This is a genomic window from Gemmatimonadota bacterium, from assembly GCA_016209965.1.
GTDB lineage: Bacteria > Gemmatimonadota > Gemmatimonadetes > Longimicrobiales > RSA9 > JACQVE01.
The window spans coordinates 1-15,325 of sequence record JACQVE010000208.1 but is presented as its reverse complement, the minus strand read 5'-3'; the positions used below and the strand labels follow the sequence as shown (position 1 = coordinate 15,325).

Below are 15,325 nucleotides of genomic sequence, written 5' to 3'. Positions count from 1 at the left end.
GGGCGGACCAGGGCGGGCCGGAAGAGGCTGCGCCCGGCGGCCCTCCTCTGCCGGTCCCGGTTCAGCGGGTGCCCCGGAACTACGGCGATCCCGCGGCCGAGTACGCCGCCGCACGGAGCGACGCCGCGCTGGTGGACCGCTCGGAGCGGCTGCGGCTGCGCCTATACGGTCGCGACCCCGTGCGCATGATCCAGGGGCTGGTCAGCAACGATGTGGCCGGTGCGCCGCCGGGTCAGGGCGTGTACGCCGCGGTGCTCACCCCCAAGGGGAAGATGATCGCGGACGTGCGTGTATTCCGCCGGCGTGAAGCGGACCTGCTGCTGGATGGTGACGCGGGCGCCGGTCCCGCGCTGGTCGAGCATCTGCGCCGCTCGGTGCCGCCGCTTTTCGCCAGGTTCGAGGATGTCTCGGGTGCGACCGGGCTGCTCGGCGTCTATGGCCCTCGAGCCCGGACGATCGTGCTGCAGGCGCTGGATGTCGAGCTCGCGGCGCAGGCGCCGGAGCATGCCTTCGCGGAGGCCCGGTTCGAGGATCGCGAGGTGCTGGTCGCGCGGACGCACGAGACCGGCGACCTCGGGTACGAGATCTTCGCGCCAGCGGAAAAGCTGGAAGGGCTGTGGCGTGCGTTGAGCCGAGCGGGTGCGCGCCCCACGGGGCACGCCACGCTGGATGTCCTGCGCATCGAGGCCGGCCGCCCGCGCTGGGGCGCCGAACTGGACGCCACAGCGATCCCTCTCGAAGCAGGGCTGCGGCAGCGCGCGATCAGCGAGACGAAGGGGTGCTACACCGGCCAGGAAGTGATCATCCGCATCCTGCACCGCGGGCACGTGAACTGGCTGCTGCGCGGCGTGCTGCTGGGGGACGCGCCCGCGCCGGCCGGCGGGGCGGCGCTGCTTCAGCCGGCGGATGGCAAGATGGTGGGGCGCATCACCAGCTCCTGCTACTCGCCGCGGCAGCGGCAGACGATCGCGTTGGCGTACGTGCGACGGGAGGTGGAGCCCCCCGCGGCATTGCGGCTGGTCGAAGCGGCCGGGCCCCAGGCGCTCGTGGTCGAGCTCCCCTTCCCCTCCAGCGATATGGGCGGGCCGGTTGCCGCGGACGTGACTAGTGGCTCGCCACAGAGGTACTGAGGCATTCGCGGCCCCACCCATGGCCTCACTCGCGAATCCGACCCGGGCCGCCGGGGCAGCCCCCCGCCGGCTGGCGGGGCTCCGCTCACTGGGGCCGGGTGCGGTGGTCACCGCAGCGTTCATCGGGCCGGGTACGGTCACGACGGCCACCCTGGCGGGCGCGCGTTACGGCTACATCCTGCTCTGGGCGCTCACCTTCTCCACACTGGCGACCATCCTGCTGCAGGAGATGGCAGCCCGGCTCGGCCTGGTTACGGGCGCCGGGCTGGGTGAGGCGATCCGCCGCCGCTTCCAGCCGCGGGCGGCCAGGCTGCTGGCCGTGGCCCTGGTCATCTCCGCTATCGCCTTCGGCAACGCCGCCTACGAGATGGGCAACCTGCTGGGCGCCGCGCTGGGGGCCGAGGCGGTGCGCGGTGGCAGCCTGCGCCTCTGGGCAGCAGGCGCCGCCGGCACCGCCTTCCTGCTGTTGTGGAGCGGCAGCTACCGCATCCTCGAGCGGGCGCTCCTGGCCATGGTGGTGCTCATGGCCGTCGTGTTCCTGGCGACGGCGGCGATGCTGGCGCCGTCGCTCCCTTTGCTGCTGCGCGGCCTGCTCCTGCCCTCCCTGCCGCCCGGCCAGGATGCGGTGCTGGTCGCGATCGGGCTGATCGGCACCACGGTCGTCCCCTATAACCTTTTCCTGCACGCCGCGTCCGTGCGCGAGAAGTGGTCTGGACCGGAGTCGCTGGGCATGGCGAGGTGGGACCTGAGCATTTCCGTGGCGGTCGGCGGCGTGGCCAGCATGGCGATCGTGGTGACGGCGGCGGCGGCGCTGCCTGGTGGGGCAACGGTCTCGAATGCCGCGGAGATGGCCGTGCAGCTCGAGCCGCTGCTCGGGCGTTGGGCGCGCATCTTCTTCGCCACGGGGCTGCTGGCGGCGGGGCTGAGCTCGGCGATCACGGCGCCCCTGGCGGCGGCGTATGCGACGGCGGGAGCGATGGGGTGGCCAAGGGATCTGCGCTCGGCGCGGTTCCGGGCGGTATGGCTTTTCGTGCTGCTTGCCGGCGCCTCCTTTGCTGTTGCGGGTGTGCGGCCGGTGCCGGCCATCCTGTTCGCGCAGGTGGCCAATGGCGTATTGCTCCCGGGCATGGCCCTGTTCCTGTTGCTGGCAGTGAACGATCGGCGCTACATCGGCAAATGGGCGAACGGGCGTGTGCTGAACGTGCTCGGCGTAGTGGTGGTGCTGGTGGCGCTGCTGCTCGGGGTGCGCGCGGTCGCGGGCGCCTGGTGAGCCGGCGCGCGGGCGGATGCGCGGACCCGGAGGCTGCGGTGTAGATCCTGCAGGGCCACCGCCTCGGCTAACCTGGTCTGGAGGAGGAGAACGATGGCTCGACGCTGGTGGCCGAATCCCGAGATACTGCATGCGTCGGAGTATCGCCGGGCGCGCGAGGAGTGGGACCGCAGGCCCGTGGGCCGGTACGAGCGTGCCGGGTTCGGCTCGGGGGACGGCTATCAGGGCGCGTACACGGTGCGGCCCGCGTACCGGCTGCCGCGGGGCCGGCTGCGGCCGCCCGAGCCGCAGGGCAGCGGCTGGCCTGCGCCGGTGTGGCAGATGGCGGCAGCGGCAGAGGAGCGACACCTGCGCGCGCTGGCGGACCGCGACCTGGCGCGGGCGGTGGATCTGGCGCTGTACAACGTGATCGGCCGGGAGGCGGACCGCCTTGCGGTCTACGCGGACGGCGCGGTGATCACGCTGGAAGGGGAGGTCCCGGACGATGCGGGGGCGCGGCAAGCGCTCGAGACGGCGCGCCGCATGCCGGGCGTGCGCCGTGTTCGCAGCGCGTTGTACGGCTCACACGAGTAGCGTTCCGCGAAATGTCAGCTGATGCCGCGGCTCGGGAAGCGCGCCGGGCGTTGGTCCGGATGCGGCGTGCGCTGGAGAAGGCCGCGCGCGAGCTCGAGCTGGTGCAGCGCGCCGCAGCCGCCCCAGGCGGACCGGACCTCGGCCCGGCCCCGGCCTTCGACGAAGCCGCACGGCGTCTTGAGGCGTTGACCGAGCTGGTCGAGGAACAGCTCGAGCGCTTGCAGCAAAGCGTGCTGCGCGCGGCGGGTGTCGAGCCCGGCCGGCCCAAGCGCGGCGGGGGCGGCGAAGGCCGACGGTGAACGCGCGGGAGGATGGGGCGGCTGCGTTGTATTTCCATTTGTTCGCGTACGGCACCCTGCTGAGCGGTGGCGCCGCGTCGCTGCTGGCGGAGTGCGAACGCATCGGCCCCGCTCGGGTGGCCGGGACCCTCTACAACATTGATGACGGCTATCCGGCGCTGGTGCTGGCGGGCGGGGGCTGGGTGCAGGGCGAGGTGTGGCGCTGCCCGACGCCGCTGCTGGACGCGCTGGACCAGTACGAGGACGTCGCCGCGGGCGTGTTCCGCAGGGTCGCTGTGCGCGCTGGCGGACGGGCGTGCTGGACCTACGTGGCCGGCCCCGCACTGGCAAGACGGCTGACGCCGCTCGGGCGTATGGAGTCGGGGCGCTGGGTCCTGCCCCCAGGCTTGGGGACAAACGAGGAGTGAGCGGATGCGCGCCGAGCTGATCACCTTCGACTGCTATGGCACGCTGATCGACTGGGATCAGGGGATCGCTCGTGCATTCCTGGGTGAGGCGGTGCGCCAGGGCGTTGTGTTCACTGAGGACCAGGTGCTGTCGGCCTACCACGAGGTCGAGCCGGAGGTCGAGGCGGGCGAGTACCGGCTGTACCGCGAGGTGCTGCGCGATACGGCGCGGCACGTCGCGATCCGGCTGGGGCTGCCGTTGGCGCCGGAGCGCCAGGGCTTCCTGGCCGAAAGCCTCGCCTCCTGGGCGCCATTCCCGGACACGAACCCTACGCTCGAGCGGCTGGCGGCCGCCGGCTATCGGCTGGGCATCCTCTCGAACATAGACGATGACTTGCTGGCCGAAACGCGACGACACCTGACGGCGGGCTTTGACCTGATCGTGACGGCGCAGCAGGTGCGCAGCTACAAGCCGGCGCCCGGGCACTTCCGGCGCGCGCTCGAGGAGGTGGGTGGCGACGCGGCGCGGCTGCTTCACGTCGCCCGCAGCTACTTCCATGACATCCGACCGGCCCGGCTGCTGGGGATCCGTGCGATCTGGGTGAACCGCGGTGGCGTCCCGCGGCCGCAGCACCCGGCGCCCACAGCAGAGGTCCGGGACCTGGAGGAGGCGGTGCGCGCCATCGAGGCACTGCCGCCCCTGTAGAGGAGATCGGCTCCACCAACCCCCCAACCCCCCCGCAAAGGTGGCGTAGCCGCGCCGGTCGCACTAGCTTGAAGGCGTGGAGGCGAATCGCACGCCGGCTGGAGCAGCCCGGGCGCATGCGGAGGCGGGCGCCAATCCGACGACGGGGGGCACGCGGCATCCGCCGCGCCCCATCCGCTTCATGCTCCGGGACGGGACGCAGTTGGAAGGCAGCGCGTTCATGTCGCCTGGCCAGCACCTCACCGGTTACCTCTCGAGCCGCAAGACGTACGTGAACCTGGTGCGCGTGAGGTGGCCGCAGAGCGGCGAGGAGGCAGCGCACCTGGTGCTGAACCTGGGGCAGGTGTTGTGGGCTTCGGCGCTCGAAGAGGACATGCCGCTGAGCCAGCTCATGCCGGCAGCGGTCATGCGGCCGGTCGAGATCACCACGGAGGGCGGCCTGCTGCTGCAGTGCAATCTGCAGCTCGGGGCGGACCAGCGGCTGAGCGACTTCATGAGCGCCGCCGGTGCGTTCCTCCCCGTGTTCGAGGCGCGGCTCCTCCCCAGCGAGAAGCTGCTGGGCAACTTCGCGCTGAACGCGGATACCGTGCACCTGGTGCGCGAGATCAGTCTCGAGGGCGTCGAGGCGGAGGAAGCGCTGGCCGCGGCCGCCGAAGGGGAGTAGCCGCAGCAGCGCAGCCGCTTCGACTTCCTGCCTGTCTTGTTCTTCGATTCATGATGCGGGTGCGCAGAATGTGGGGGGACGGCGCCGCCGGGGGACTGCGACCCAAGTGGCCGAATGCGACTGTACTTACGAACTCGACCACTAAGGAGGCGGCACGGTGATGACGCCTGCGCTGGGAGTGGTCCTGGTCCTGGTGCTGGTGGCCGTGCTGCTCGAGATCCGGCGGCTGGCGCGCGTCGCGCCCGAGCGCGTGGCCGGCCTCGAGTCGAAAGTGGACGCGCTGTCGCAGCAGCTTGGCGCGCGCATCGGCGAATCGGCCGCGGCGGCGGGTCAACTGACGTCGCTGATGCAGGCGCAGCTCCAGCAGACCAACCAGTCGCTCAGCGCGCTGGCCGAGCGGCTGGGGCGGCTGGACGAGGCGACGCGCCAGGTCGAGCAGGTCGGCCAATCCATCCACGGCATCGAGAAGCTCCTCGCCTCGCCCAAGCTGCGCGGCGGACTGGGCGAGTGGACGCTCGAGCGGCTGCTCGCCGATGTGCTGCCCGCCGAGCAGATCGCGCGCCAGCACCTGCTGCCCTCGCGCGGCGTGCTGGTGGACGTCGCCGTGCGTGCGGCCGACGGCCAGCTCATCCCCATCGACAGCAAGTTCCCGGTCGAGTCCTTCCGGCGGCTGCTCGAGGCGGAGAGCGCGGGTGGCGCTGAAATCGAGGCGCGGCGCCGCGAGTTCCACCGCGCGGTGCGCAAGCGGGTGGACGAGATCGCGGAGAAGTACATTGCGCCGGAGGACGGGACGCTGGACTTCGCGCTCATGTACGTCCCCTCGGAGACGATTTACTACGAGCTGGCCGTCCGCGAGACGGGCGAGGAGTTCCTCGAGCACGCCCGCGCGAGACGGGTGGTGCCCTGCTCGCCCAACACCCTGTACGCCTACCTGCAGGCCATCCTGCTGGGCGTGCGGGGAGTGCAGATCGCGCAGCGTGCGCGCGAGATCCAGGCGGCGCTGCAGAACCTGGGGCAGGACCTGAGGCAGGCCCGGGAGCTGTTCGACCGCGCCGCGGGCCAGCTCCGCTTCGCCTCACAGAATGTGGAGGCGGCCGGTGCAGCGCTGAGCAAGGTGGAGGCGCGTGTCGAGGGCGTAGCGCGCGTCGGCGCCGAGGAGCCGGCCGCACCGCTGCCGGCCGACGAGCAGCTCGCGCTGGCTGGGCCTGTGGGGGAAGGCGACGCCGAGTAAATCAATCTGCGGCCAGCCGCTCGCTCTCGACGGCGAAGCCGATGCGCTTGCCGCGCGGGCTCTCACGCTTGAGCTCGTCCAGCAGCTCCTCGTACTCCTTTTCCATTTCCGGCGTGACCGAAGCGCGCGTCTCCGCCAGCGATTCACCGGGTCCAGGTGAGCAGGGTGTATGCCAGCGCAGAGCAGCTGGTCGTCACACGACGTTGGTTGAACTGCCGGCACCGCGGCTACGCCGCTGGGCAGGCGATGCGCACGCCTACGAGCGGGCTACTGCCCCAGCGCAGCCTTTGCGCGCAGCGTCGGGTACTCGATCCCGAGTTGCTCGAGGTAGGTGGCGTACCTGGCGGGGTTGTACCTCAGCTTCTCGAGGGCCGGGCGGTAGCGAGCCATGCGCTCCTGATTCAGGAAGGTGGGAGGCTGGGTGCCCGCCGGGATCAGCGACTGCCACTGGAGATCCTTCGTCTGCACTTCACGGAAGTACTGCCACGCCTCTTCCAGCACCTTGGGGTCCGTGAGGATGTCCAGGGCCGTCATGGCGATGACGCGCGAGCCGTAGTTCGCGCCTTTATGCGCGATCGGCGTGGCCATGGCAATGGCATTGGACCAGTGGTGTCCGGGCAGCCCCGCCACGTTGGCCGGGTAACGGAGCCGCACTGTGGGGACGTTCCAGGAGACTTCGGCGATGTCGTCACTGCCGCCGCCCATCCCCTGCTCCGCCTCCTTCAGCTCCTTCTGCACCTCGGTGCGCAAGCCGAACTGCGAGTCCGCGCCCATCTCCTTCTGCACCGCTTTGGCCAGCACCTGATCCGCCTGGCTCCAGGAGGGCATGCCTGCGGCCACGATGTTGGCGTGCATGCGCTCGGCCAGCGGCTTGTTGTAGTTCTGTGGCCAGGCGGAGCCCAGCACCCGCTGCTCGAAGGTAGTGGAGGTCATCATAGCCGCGGCCTGGGCCATGGTAGTGCCCAGCTCGTGCAGCTCCTTGATGCGCGGGTAGCTCAGCTCGCGGAAGTAGTACCAGACGGCGGCCTCCGAGGGCACCACGTTGGGTTGGCTGCCGCCATTCGGGACCACGTAGTGAGAGCGCTGCTGCAGCCGCAGGTGCTCGCGACGGTAGTTCCAGCCGATGTTCATCAGCTCGACCGCGTCCAGCGCGCTGCGGCCGGACCAGGGCGAGCCGGCGCTGTGCGCGGACTTGCCGTGGAACGTGTACATGGTCGAGACCAGCCCGGAGCCACTGATGCCGTAGCTGGTCGTGAAATCATTGCCCACGTGCGTGGACAGCATGGCATCCATGTCCTTGAATAGGCCGGCCATGACCATGTAAGTGCGGCTCGAGACCAGTTCCTCGGCCACGCCGGGGATGACGCGGAGCTCGCCGGGAATGCCATGACGCTGCATGACTCGCTTGACGGCAATGGCCGCGACCACGTCCACGGACGGCGCGCTGTTGTGCCCCTCGCCGTGGCCGGGGCCGCCGGGGATGAGCGGGTCCTGATAGGCGACGCCTGGCTTCTGCGAGGTCTCGGGCAATCCGTCAATATCGCCCATGATGCCGATCACCGGCTTGCCGCGGCCCCAGGAGGCGATGTAACACGTGGGCATGCCGGCGCACCCCGGCTCGATGCGGAATCCCTCCTTGCGCAGGATCCCCGTGATGTAGTCCGCCGTCCACTTCTCCTGGAACCCCAACTCCGAGAAGCTGAACACCATGTCCACCATTTCCTGGGAGAGCTTCTGCAGCCCGGCAACTTCCGCGGCCACCTCCCGCTTGAGCTGCTCGGCAGTCGGGCGCGGCGCCTGGGCGTTGGCCGGGGCGAAGGCGAGGATGATGAGGAAGCAGGCTGCGGCGGGCGCGATGTGGCGGTATCGGCGGCGCGGCATCATGGCAATTCACTCCCGAGGCTGGGGAAAGGACGTCGCGGAATGGCAGCGCCAAAACGCCTCTACTATGCGATGCCGCGTGGCGGAGCGGAAGAGCGCTCGGCCGCAGCTCCGTCGAGACCCGGGGGCAAGTAGTGATCCAGGGACTGGGTCCGGCGACGGCGGCGCGACAGGTGACCACTCGACCTATGAGGTGGCTCGGCGCGGGGAGCGCCGCGGGGTGCCCCCGAGTGCTTGCGCTGCCAATCGTCGTGGCGTACAGGTTAAACGGACGCTGCTGCATTCCGGGACGTTAAGAATCCACCAGCCATAAAGGAGACGGTATGCCCGCTGTGCGACAGGTGCTCCGGCTGCTGGTGCGAGTGGCGGCGCTCGCCCTGGTGATGTTCCTGGCGGCCGAGCCGGTGCTGGCGCAGGAGAAGGACAAGGAAACGGACGAGGTGAAGGCGCGGGCGAAGCGGCAGCGGGAGGGCGCGGGGCTGCGTGGTGGCGTGTGGCTGGTCCCGGACCGTGAGGTTCAGGGGGCGGACGGGTCGGAGACCCCTTCCTTCGAGGGATACTTCCAGCGAGGTCTGGACCTGCATCTGGCAATCGAGAGCTCAGTGGGCTTCTGGCGGCGGCATCAGGAGATCGCGCGCTCGGGGGGCGCATTGGACGCAGTGGACGGTCGGAGCGCGGGCGTGTACCCCGAGAACGCCGAGGCCGAGCAGGTCAACAGCTACATCATCCCGCTCTTCACCGCGCTCAAGCTGTACCCGGCCACCCGGCCGGAGCAGCCGACGGAGCCGTACATTCTAGGCGGAGTGGGCTTTGCGCTGGGGATCGACGATCGGCAGAACACGGCCGGTGGGATCCTGGGCGTGGGCGGCGGGGATGGCACGGTCATTCTGACGGGATTCGGCTTCAAGGCGGGCGCGGGGGTGGAGTTCCGGCTGGGCCGGGCGTTCGGCCTCAACGTGGGCGGCCGCTACCAGTGGGTGCGCTTCGGTGACGAAGTTGGGGGCGAGCGCACGTTCAAGGGTCTGGGTCTGGACGCGGGGTTCACCTACCGCTTCCAGTACGAGTAGGACGCGTAGCGGATTCCTGCTCCGGCTCCGGGCCTTCCAGCCGCTCCTGCACGCCGCGGCGTGTGGTTGGGTGTTAGAGGGCTTCGCGCAGGGCCTCCTGCAGCCCGGGGTCGCTGCCGGATACCGGCCCGAGATGGCGCCAGCGCACCGTGCCGGCGCGATCGAGGAGCACGGTGCCCGGCACGCCCGGGAAGCGGAAGACGCCTGCCACGCGCTCGCCGGGGTCGCGCAGGACCCCGTACGTCATGCCTAACTCCCGCATGAACTCGCGCACCAGGTCGTCCGCGCCCACGGCGTCCACGCTGACGCCCACTACCCGTAGCCCGTCCGCCGCGTGACGCTCGTGCAGTGCCTGCAGCACCGGCACCTCCTTGCGGCAGGGGTGGCACCAGGTGGCCCACACGTTGAGCAGCACGACGTCCCCGCGGTAATCCACGAGGCTCACCGAGTCACCGGCCAGGGTCATGGCGCCGTAGTCGGGTGCGGGCGCGCCCACCTCGCCTGTTGCGGGTCCGCCGCGGCAGGCGCCACCCGCGGCCAGGGCGCCGAGAAGCAGGAGCGGCAGCATGGCTGTGACGGGCGCGGTGGGCGCGGTGGGCGCGGCGGGCGCGGCCGGCGGCCGCCGCGGCAGGCTGTGCATCACAGATCCGCGATGCGGGCCGTAGCCACGCGCACGTGGGCGGGGCGGCCAGGCTCGGTCCAGGCGAAGACCACCTGATTCCCCGTGCGGGCCATGCGCGGGAAGCCGCTGGCGCGCTCAGCGCTGGAGGCCGCGATCGTCGCCGTCCGGCCTGGGCGTCCGCCGGCGCTCACGCGCCGGACGCGCACTTCGGCGCCGGTCTTGCCGCGCTCGAGCCAGCTCACCAGCGCGGCGCCGTCGCCCAGCAGTTCGATGTCTACGCGGCCGGCCGGCTCGCCACTGTCCACGCGGACCGGCTTGCCGAAGCTCGCGCCGGCATCGGCCGAGAACGCCACCTTCACCCGCGCCCTCTCGCCCGCGCTGGTGAACCAGGCCACGGCTACCCGCCGCCCTGCGGCCGACACCGCTGGGCCGTTCACCGGACACGCGGGGATCACCCAGCCGTCGTCGTGCACCAGCCGCGGCGGTGACCAGGCGCCGTTCGTGAAGCGGGTGAACCAGACGTCCCGCACTTCCTGGCCACTGCGGCCGCGGTAGACCACGATGGGCCCGTCCGCTGTGAGCGCCGCTGCGGTCTGGCAGCAGTCGCAGGTGCGGCCGTCCAGCAGCATTTCCTCGCCCAGCTCGCCGGCTGGCCCAATCGAGGTGAAGCGCAGCGTCATTTCGGGGGAGTGCGCCCGACTCGCCCCGCTGGCCGCGAAGTTCCGGCCGTCCAGCCACACGGCACCCAGAGTACCCCGGCCGTCCCAGGGGAAGAGGGAAACGAAGCCGTGCTCGCTGGCCGTGCCGTCCCGGTGGGGGATCAGGGCCGGGCCCCAGCTCGCGCCGCCATCCGTGGAGCGGGCGATATGCACGTCGTAGGCGTAGGTGCCGGTCCCGCTGCGCGCCAGCCAGTGCGCGGCCAGCGAGCCGTCCGGCAGCGGGACCACGGACGGGAAGTCGGCCCAGTTCACAAAGAAGTTCTCGCCCCGCGCGATGGTGCGTACCGCCGACCATGCGCCCTTCTGCAAGACCGCGAGCCGCAGGGCGAAGGCGCCGCGCCGGGTCGATGCTGCGGCCGCGGCGGCGGCCGCGGTATCCTCGGGCTCGAGCCAGCTCAGGTAGACGCGGCCGGCCGCGTCCGCTGTCAGGTTGGGCTCGGCGGCACCAGGTCCGGCAGGCGAGGGGATCTCCCGCAGCCCCGCCAGGCGCGGCAATTCCGCCTCCCCGGCAGTACAGCCGGCCAGCAGCAACGCAGCCGCTGCGCGCAGGGCCGCGCTACGCCCGATGCCAGCCCCGTTTCCAGCTACGGGGTAGAGACGCATAAGCATTTGCCTCCTGCTGATTCGGGCTCCCCCATTTCCGGGCCATGCCCGTGCCCGTGCCCGCTCCCGCTCTTCCGCACCGGCAGCTCGGCCGACTGAAGTCGGCCGAAAAGCAGATGCCGGCCCACACGCGGGGTCCAGGGGATCTGACCCCGCATGATCGTAAGGCAGCCCGCTGCCGTCAACCGCGACTGAGTGGTCGGGTTCCCGAACGTGCCCAGGCGCCGGGGCCGCCATATTTGGGGTCGCCCAGCTAGCCCGCCCGCGCGGCACGGGGCGATGGGCGCATTGGCCCCTGGTAGAGGCCCTCCTCTCGGGCGCCCAGCAGGCCGGCGGCCATGAGGCGGCCGTCCACCGGCCGGAGCCGCCGGGCCTCCGCAGCGCTCACGATAACTGTCGCGGGCAGCCGGTCGAAGTGGTCTGCGAGGTCGTCCAGATCTTCCTCGCTCGTGCGCCACTGGCCGAAGCGGCGCGTGCGCAGGTCGAGCGGGCGGGCGTAAGCCCGCAGTGTGAGCTCGCCGGCAGGGTTGTAGTAGTGGTCGAAGTAGGAGAGCACCAGCTCGCGCAAGTTGTGGTAGACCGGCGAGCGGTAGCGCAGCCCCGTGTAGTTCGACTTGGCAACCGCGCCCAGCCGGCCGCGGCGGCGGAACAGGGCAATCAGGTGATCGTCGTCGCGCACGGCCCTGAGGTTGACAACCCGCGGCGGCTGCCCCAGGTGCTCGAGCGCGGCCGCGGCGAAAAACGCCCCCTCCGTGCAGTTTGCTTTGCGCTCCCGCATCACCCGGCGCGGCGAGCGGCAGGTGATCTCCTCGTTGTAAGGGATGGAATCCAGGAAACCCTGCACGTCTTCCGGCGAGCGGAGCTGCTCGAACAACTCGATCTCGGCGGCGAGCCAGTCTGGCTGCGGCATGCGGCGGTGCGGCATCAGGAGCGGGGATCCAGGACCAGTTCGAAACCCCAGTAGCGCTCCTGGTCAGCAAAGAATTCGCCCAACGCAGATGGCCCGTCGAAATAGCGCGCGGCCAGAGTAGCCCGCCCCGCCCGCCCGTGCAGCACCACCCCGGCCACGGCCGAAAGCCGGTTGTCTTCTCCCGCAAGCGCTGCGCGCTCCCACTCGGCGCCGGCTACCATGGTCAGCGGGCCGGCAACCGGCCAGGAGAAGTCTGCGCCGGCCCGCACGGCGCCGGTGCCGCCAGGATAGGTGCTGCGCAGGGTGCGGGAGCCGCCGGCATACACGCGGGCGGGGCCGACCGCCCGGGCGAGCAGCAGCTCGAAGGCCTCGCCCGTGACGCGCAGCCGCCGGATGCCCGTGCTCTCGATCAGCTCGTCCCCGAGGTGCGCGCTGCGGTGCGCCACGCTGGCCCGCAGCGAGTAGGGACCCCGGCGCGCGTCCAGGCGCAGCGCTACTCTCCAGTCCGCGGCGACTGCGTCATTCGTGGGCAACTCGAGGCGGAACCGCTCGATGACGCCGCCCTCGAGTCCGAGCACGCCGCCACCCTCGGGCCAGGAGGCAAGGCGGACGAGCGACAGGGTTGTGCCCAGGGCCGCGATACCCTGGACGTCGCGCTGCGCGTCCGGAATTGGCGGAATCGAGCGGCCGCTGAGGGGCCCCTCGAAGAGGTTGGTGACGATCGCCCCCACCGCAATGCGCGGCGTGCTGGGGTCCGCCAGGCGCTCCCGGAAGGGACGGCAGTCCGGGAAGATGGCGTCGCCATCCGCGCACCCCTGGGCGCGGGCCGGCCGGGCAAAGGCGGCGAGAGCGAGCAGCGCGGCGGCCAGGGCAATCGTCTGCCTGCCTGCATCCCGCCAACCCGAAACGCTGTTAGCTCGCGCCGCTCGAGCCAATCCGCGGCCCTTCCCAGCATCTGCCGTCAAAGGTCATTGCATTGAAGAAACCGGCGCGCGCTGAGCGGAGTTCCCGTCAGATCGTGAACGACTTCACCATTCCGTGGGCGAAGTGCGGTTTCCGGTCCTTCACATCCGGGACAAAGCGGAGCAGCGCGTAGTTCCCGGAACTCAAGTCCACCACCATGTTGTTTGCCGTGCTCTTGCTCAGCAGGGATGTCCCGCCCAGGAACATGCCGGGCGGCGGGCCTTCGGGCTTCTCGCCCCAGGCGACAAAGTCCTCCGCTGTCTTGCCCGGCTCGAGCTTCACCAGTACCAGCTCGTGCGGCTGCGCCGCATAGTTGCGCACGCGCAGCGTGTGGCGTCCGGCAGTCAGCGCCTTCGACAGCTCGAAGTCGTGGTCGTTGAGCATGACGGCAATGTCCGCGGCCGGCAACTGGGTCTCCTGCTGCCGCCCCACCACCGTGATCTCCTTGGCCATGCCCTTGGCCACGTGCAGCTCCCCATCGGGCGAGGGGATCAGGCACAGCACCACGTACCTCCCCGGGCGGAGGATCGCCGTGGCCTCCGCGCTCCCGCCCGCCGGCGGAACGTTTGGCCCGCCCAGGAGCTTGACCCAGGCGGGAAACAGCGGGCCGCTGCTTCCCGGCGACATCGCCGCGGCCATTGCCTTGCCGAAGTCCTCGAGGGTCTTTCCCTGCTGGAGCTGCAGGATCTGCACGTGGTGAAGCTCCTGGCCCTCGCTCACCAGCCGGAACGTCACTGCCCCCGCCTGGACCTCGTCCGGCATCTCGTACTCGAAATCCTTGGCGGTTATCGTGACCATGGCGGCCGCGGCGGCCTCGCTCCGGTTGGCTGCGGGTGTCGGTACGAGCCGCGTCGCTCCAAGGAACGCAAGCGCGGTCAGGGCGCCGAGGGCAGGCGGTCCAAAGCTGCGGATGCGCATACAACCTCTCCTGGTTGGGGGGTCGAGACGGGTTCCGCGGTGATGGACACACAAACGCACCACGTCGCGGGGTGGAACACGCTGCCTCCGCGTCTTGTCAGCCGTTGCGCAATAGGCGACGCCGGGCGCCAGTCGCTGTGACACCGGGCGCCGGCGCGTGAGGTGCAAGGTACGTCCAGGGGCGGCCCGGTCAATAGACGCAGCCCGGGCGGGCTACCCTGCTGGGGCTGGGCGCCCAGGGAGGCGACGTTCATTCGTCGAAGCTCTACTCTACGCAAATACCAGCACTGGCGCGCAGGCGCGCAGGCGCGCAGGCCGCCCCTTGACGTGTCCGCCGGATTTTGACACTTTTTAGAGCCTGGCTAGTCATTCCCTGGCGGCGCGCTGCGGCGTTCTTCACCCGGCGCCCTGTCGCTAAAGGGTTGTTCTTACCCGAACCGCGTTCCAGAAGTGATGATGCTTCGAGCGACCGCCGCGTTCCTGGCCTTTCTTTTCATTACCGCCCTGGGGCCCCCACCGGCGTGGGCGCAGAGCCTGCGCGGATCGAAGGCGTCGCTCGAGCGGCAGAACCGGGCCGCCGGGCGGCACGATTTCACCTACCTGCTGAGCACGCGTCAGGTGAAGAAGTTCGTGCGGCTGGGGTTGCTCGTCCCCTTGGCAGGCAATGCGTATTACGAGCTGGCGCGAGTCTCCTTCCCGTATGCTCGCCCCGAAGCGAGGCTGTTCGTCGAGCGGCTGTCCCGGCAGTACTACGCGGCGTGCGGCGAGAAGCTGGTGGTCACGAGTCTGGTGCGGCCGATTGCGCGCCAGCCGCGCAACGCCTCGGACCAGTCCGTGCACCCCACGGGCATGGCCCTGGATCTGCGCCAGAGCGGAAATCGGTGGTGCCGCCGCTGGCTGGAGGATACCCTGCTTCACCTCGAGGACAGGGGCGTGCTTGAAGCGACGCGGGAGCGTCACCCGCCGCACTACCATGTGGCGGTCTTTCCCTCGCGCTACGAGCACTACGTTCAGGCGCGGCGCGGCACCGCCGCGTCCCGCCGCCTGGCGCAGGGTGCGAGTCCGCAGGCCGGCAGCCTGGCGAATGGCAGGGACACGGCCACGCACCAGGTGCGCCGGGGTGAAACCCTCTGGAGCATTGCCCGGCGGCACGGTCTCACGGTCGAGCAGATCAAGGAGTACAACGGCCTGGCGACATCGCGCATCCTGGCGGGGCAGGTGCTGACGCTGCCCGCCGGCTCGAGCCGCTGAGCCTCGCAGGTTCGCTCGATCAGGCCGATCATCGCAGCGTCGCCAGATTCCCACGTCTCCGTGTCGCCGTGTCGCCCTCTCCCCGGGCCCAGCAACCGCGCCCTCGCGCCCCTCGCTCCCCCCATCTAGCTT

The 15,325-nt window shown here is 70.6% G+C and carries 16 protein-coding genes; 10 read left to right on the top strand and 6 right to left on the bottom strand.

The genetic code is table 11. The features are described 5' to 3' along the window. Positions 1–68 precede the first annotated feature (68 nt). The 8 genes from HY703_08360 to HY703_08325 all read left to right on the top strand — a co-directional run bounded on the left by HY703_08360 (position 69) and on the right by HY703_08325 (position 6,259). On the top strand, positions 69–1,130 hold the full coding sequence (locus HY703_08360) for an aminomethyl transferase family protein (GenBank protein ID MBI4545192.1): 1,062 nt from the start codon (positions 69–71) through the stop codon (positions 1,128–1,130). 19 nt (positions 1,131–1,149) lie between these two features. Continuing rightward, positions 1,150–2,400 (top strand): Nramp family divalent metal transporter, encoded by a 1,251-nt coding sequence (locus HY703_08355; GenBank protein MBI4545191.1) that lies wholly within the window; start codon positions 1,150–1,152, stop codon positions 2,398–2,400. A 93-nt stretch (positions 2,401–2,493) separates the two neighbouring features. Next, positions 2,494–2,973, top strand: a complete 480-nt coding sequence (locus HY703_08350; GenBank protein MBI4545190.1) for a BON domain-containing protein — start codon at positions 2,494–2,496, stop codon at positions 2,971–2,973. 11 nt (positions 2,974–2,984) lie between these two features. After that, a complete protein-coding gene (locus tag HY703_08345) occupies positions 2,985–3,272 on the top strand; it encodes a hypothetical protein (protein MBI4545189.1) in 288 nt (95 codons plus the stop codon). Further along, positions 3,269–3,679 (top strand): gamma-glutamylcyclotransferase, encoded by a 411-nt coding sequence (locus HY703_08340; GenBank protein MBI4545188.1) that lies wholly within the window; start codon positions 3,269–3,271, stop codon positions 3,677–3,679. The genes HY703_08345 and HY703_08340 overlap by 4 nt, the downstream gene beginning before the upstream one ends. A 4-nt stretch (positions 3,680–3,683) precedes the next feature. Then, positions 3,684–4,364 carry a haloacid dehalogenase type II gene (locus HY703_08335; protein MBI4545187.1) on the top strand — a complete coding sequence of 227 codons (681 nt, stop codon included), beginning with the start codon at positions 3,684–3,686 and terminating at the stop codon, positions 4,362–4,364. A 76-nt stretch (positions 4,365–4,440) separates the two neighbouring features. After that, positions 4,441–5,028: a hypothetical protein gene (locus HY703_08330; GenBank protein ID MBI4545186.1), complete on the top strand. Its 588-nt coding sequence runs from the start codon at positions 4,441–4,443 to the stop codon at positions 5,026–5,028. 157 nt (positions 5,029–5,185) lie between these two features. Next, positions 5,186–6,259, top strand: a complete 1,074-nt coding sequence (locus tag HY703_08325; protein MBI4545185.1) for a DNA recombination protein RmuC — start codon at positions 5,186–5,188, stop codon at positions 6,257–6,259. A 267-nt stretch (positions 6,260–6,526) separates the two neighbouring features. On the opposite strand, the gene HY703_08320 is transcribed toward HY703_08325, so the two are convergent. Further along, the gene (locus tag HY703_08320; protein ID MBI4545184.1) at positions 6,527–8,140 is read right to left on the bottom strand and encodes an amidohydrolase; all 1,614 of its coding nucleotides are present in this window, start codon (positions 8,138–8,140) and stop codon (positions 6,527–6,529) included. 323 nt (positions 8,141–8,463) lie between these two features. On the opposite strand from HY703_08320, the gene HY703_08315 reads away from it, so the two are divergent. After that, positions 8,464–9,207, top strand: coding sequence for a hypothetical protein (locus HY703_08315; protein MBI4545183.1), 744 nt, complete (start codon positions 8,464–8,466; stop codon positions 9,205–9,207). Positions 9,208–9,280: 73 nt separating this feature from the next. Here the strand turns inward: HY703_08315 and HY703_08310 are convergent, their stop codons facing one another. The 5 genes from HY703_08310 to HY703_08290 all read right to left on the bottom strand — a co-directional run bounded on the left by HY703_08310 (position 9,281) and on the right by HY703_08290 (position 13,942). Beyond that, complete coding sequence (locus tag HY703_08310; protein MBI4545182.1) at positions 9,281–9,847, bottom strand: TlpA family protein disulfide reductase; 567 nt, start codon at positions 9,845–9,847, stop codon at positions 9,281–9,283. Next, on the bottom strand, positions 9,847–11,151 hold the full coding sequence (locus HY703_08305; GenBank protein ID MBI4545181.1) for an exo-alpha-sialidase: 1,305 nt from the start codon (positions 11,149–11,151) through the stop codon (positions 9,847–9,849). Before HY703_08305 ends, HY703_08310 begins: the two co-directional genes overlap by 1 nt. A 253-nt stretch (positions 11,152–11,404) precedes the next feature. Next, the gene (locus tag HY703_08300) at positions 11,405–12,061 is read right to left on the bottom strand and encodes a hypothetical protein (protein MBI4545180.1); all 657 of its coding nucleotides are present in this window, start codon (positions 12,059–12,061) and stop codon (positions 11,405–11,407) included. A gap of 14 nt (positions 12,062–12,075) precedes the next feature. Next, a complete protein-coding gene (locus HY703_08295; GenBank protein ID MBI4545179.1) occupies positions 12,076–12,996 on the bottom strand; it encodes a DUF1207 domain-containing protein in 921 nt (306 codons plus the stop codon). A gap of 76 nt (positions 12,997–13,072) precedes the next feature. Then, positions 13,073–13,942, bottom strand: coding sequence for a hypothetical protein (locus tag HY703_08290; protein MBI4545178.1), 870 nt, complete (start codon positions 13,940–13,942; stop codon positions 13,073–13,075). A gap of 453 nt (positions 13,943–14,395) precedes the next feature. Between HY703_08290 and HY703_08285 the strand changes: the two genes are divergently transcribed. Continuing rightward, entirely contained in the window at positions 14,396–15,193 is a 798-nt protein-coding gene (locus HY703_08285) for a LysM peptidoglycan-binding domain-containing protein (GenBank protein MBI4545177.1), read from the top strand. Positions 15,194–15,325: the final 132 nt, after the last annotated feature.

Coding starts and splice junctions, on each gene's coding strand:
- HY703_08355 (MBI4545191.1), top strand. CDS start 1,150: ATGGCCTCACTCGCGAATCCGACCCGGGCCGCCGGGGCAGCCCCCCGC.
- HY703_08350 (MBI4545190.1), top strand. CDS start 2,494: ATGGCTCGACGCTGGTGGCCGAATCCCGAGATACTGCATGCGTCGGAG.
- HY703_08345 (MBI4545189.1), top strand. CDS start 2,985: ATGTCAGCTGATGCCGCGGCTCGGGAAGCGCGCCGGGCGTTGGTCCGG.
- HY703_08335 (MBI4545187.1), top strand. CDS start 3,684: ATGCGCGCCGAGCTGATCACCTTCGACTGCTATGGCACGCTGATCGAC.
- HY703_08320 (MBI4545184.1), bottom strand. CDS start 8,140: ATGCCGCGCCGCCGATACCGCCACATCGCGCCCGCCGCAGCCTGCTTC.
- HY703_08315 (MBI4545183.1), top strand. CDS start 8,464: ATGCCCGCTGTGCGACAGGTGCTCCGGCTGCTGGTGCGAGTGGCGGCG.
- HY703_08310 (MBI4545182.1), bottom strand. CDS start 9,847: ATGCACAGCCTGCCGCGGCGGCCGCCGGCCGCGCCCGCCGCGCCCACC.
- HY703_08305 (MBI4545181.1), bottom strand. CDS start 11,151: ATGCGTCTCTACCCCGTAGCTGGAAACGGGGCTGGCATCGGGCGTAGC.
- HY703_08300 (MBI4545180.1), bottom strand. CDS start 12,061: ATGCCGCAGCCAGACTGGCTCGCCGCCGAGATCGAGTTGTTCGAGCAG.
- HY703_08290 (MBI4545178.1), bottom strand. CDS start 13,942: ATGCGCATCCGCAGCTTTGGACCGCCTGCCCTCGGCGCCCTGACCGCG.
- HY703_08285 (MBI4545177.1), top strand. CDS start 14,396: ATGATGCTTCGAGCGACCGCCGCGTTCCTGGCCTTTCTTTTCATTACC.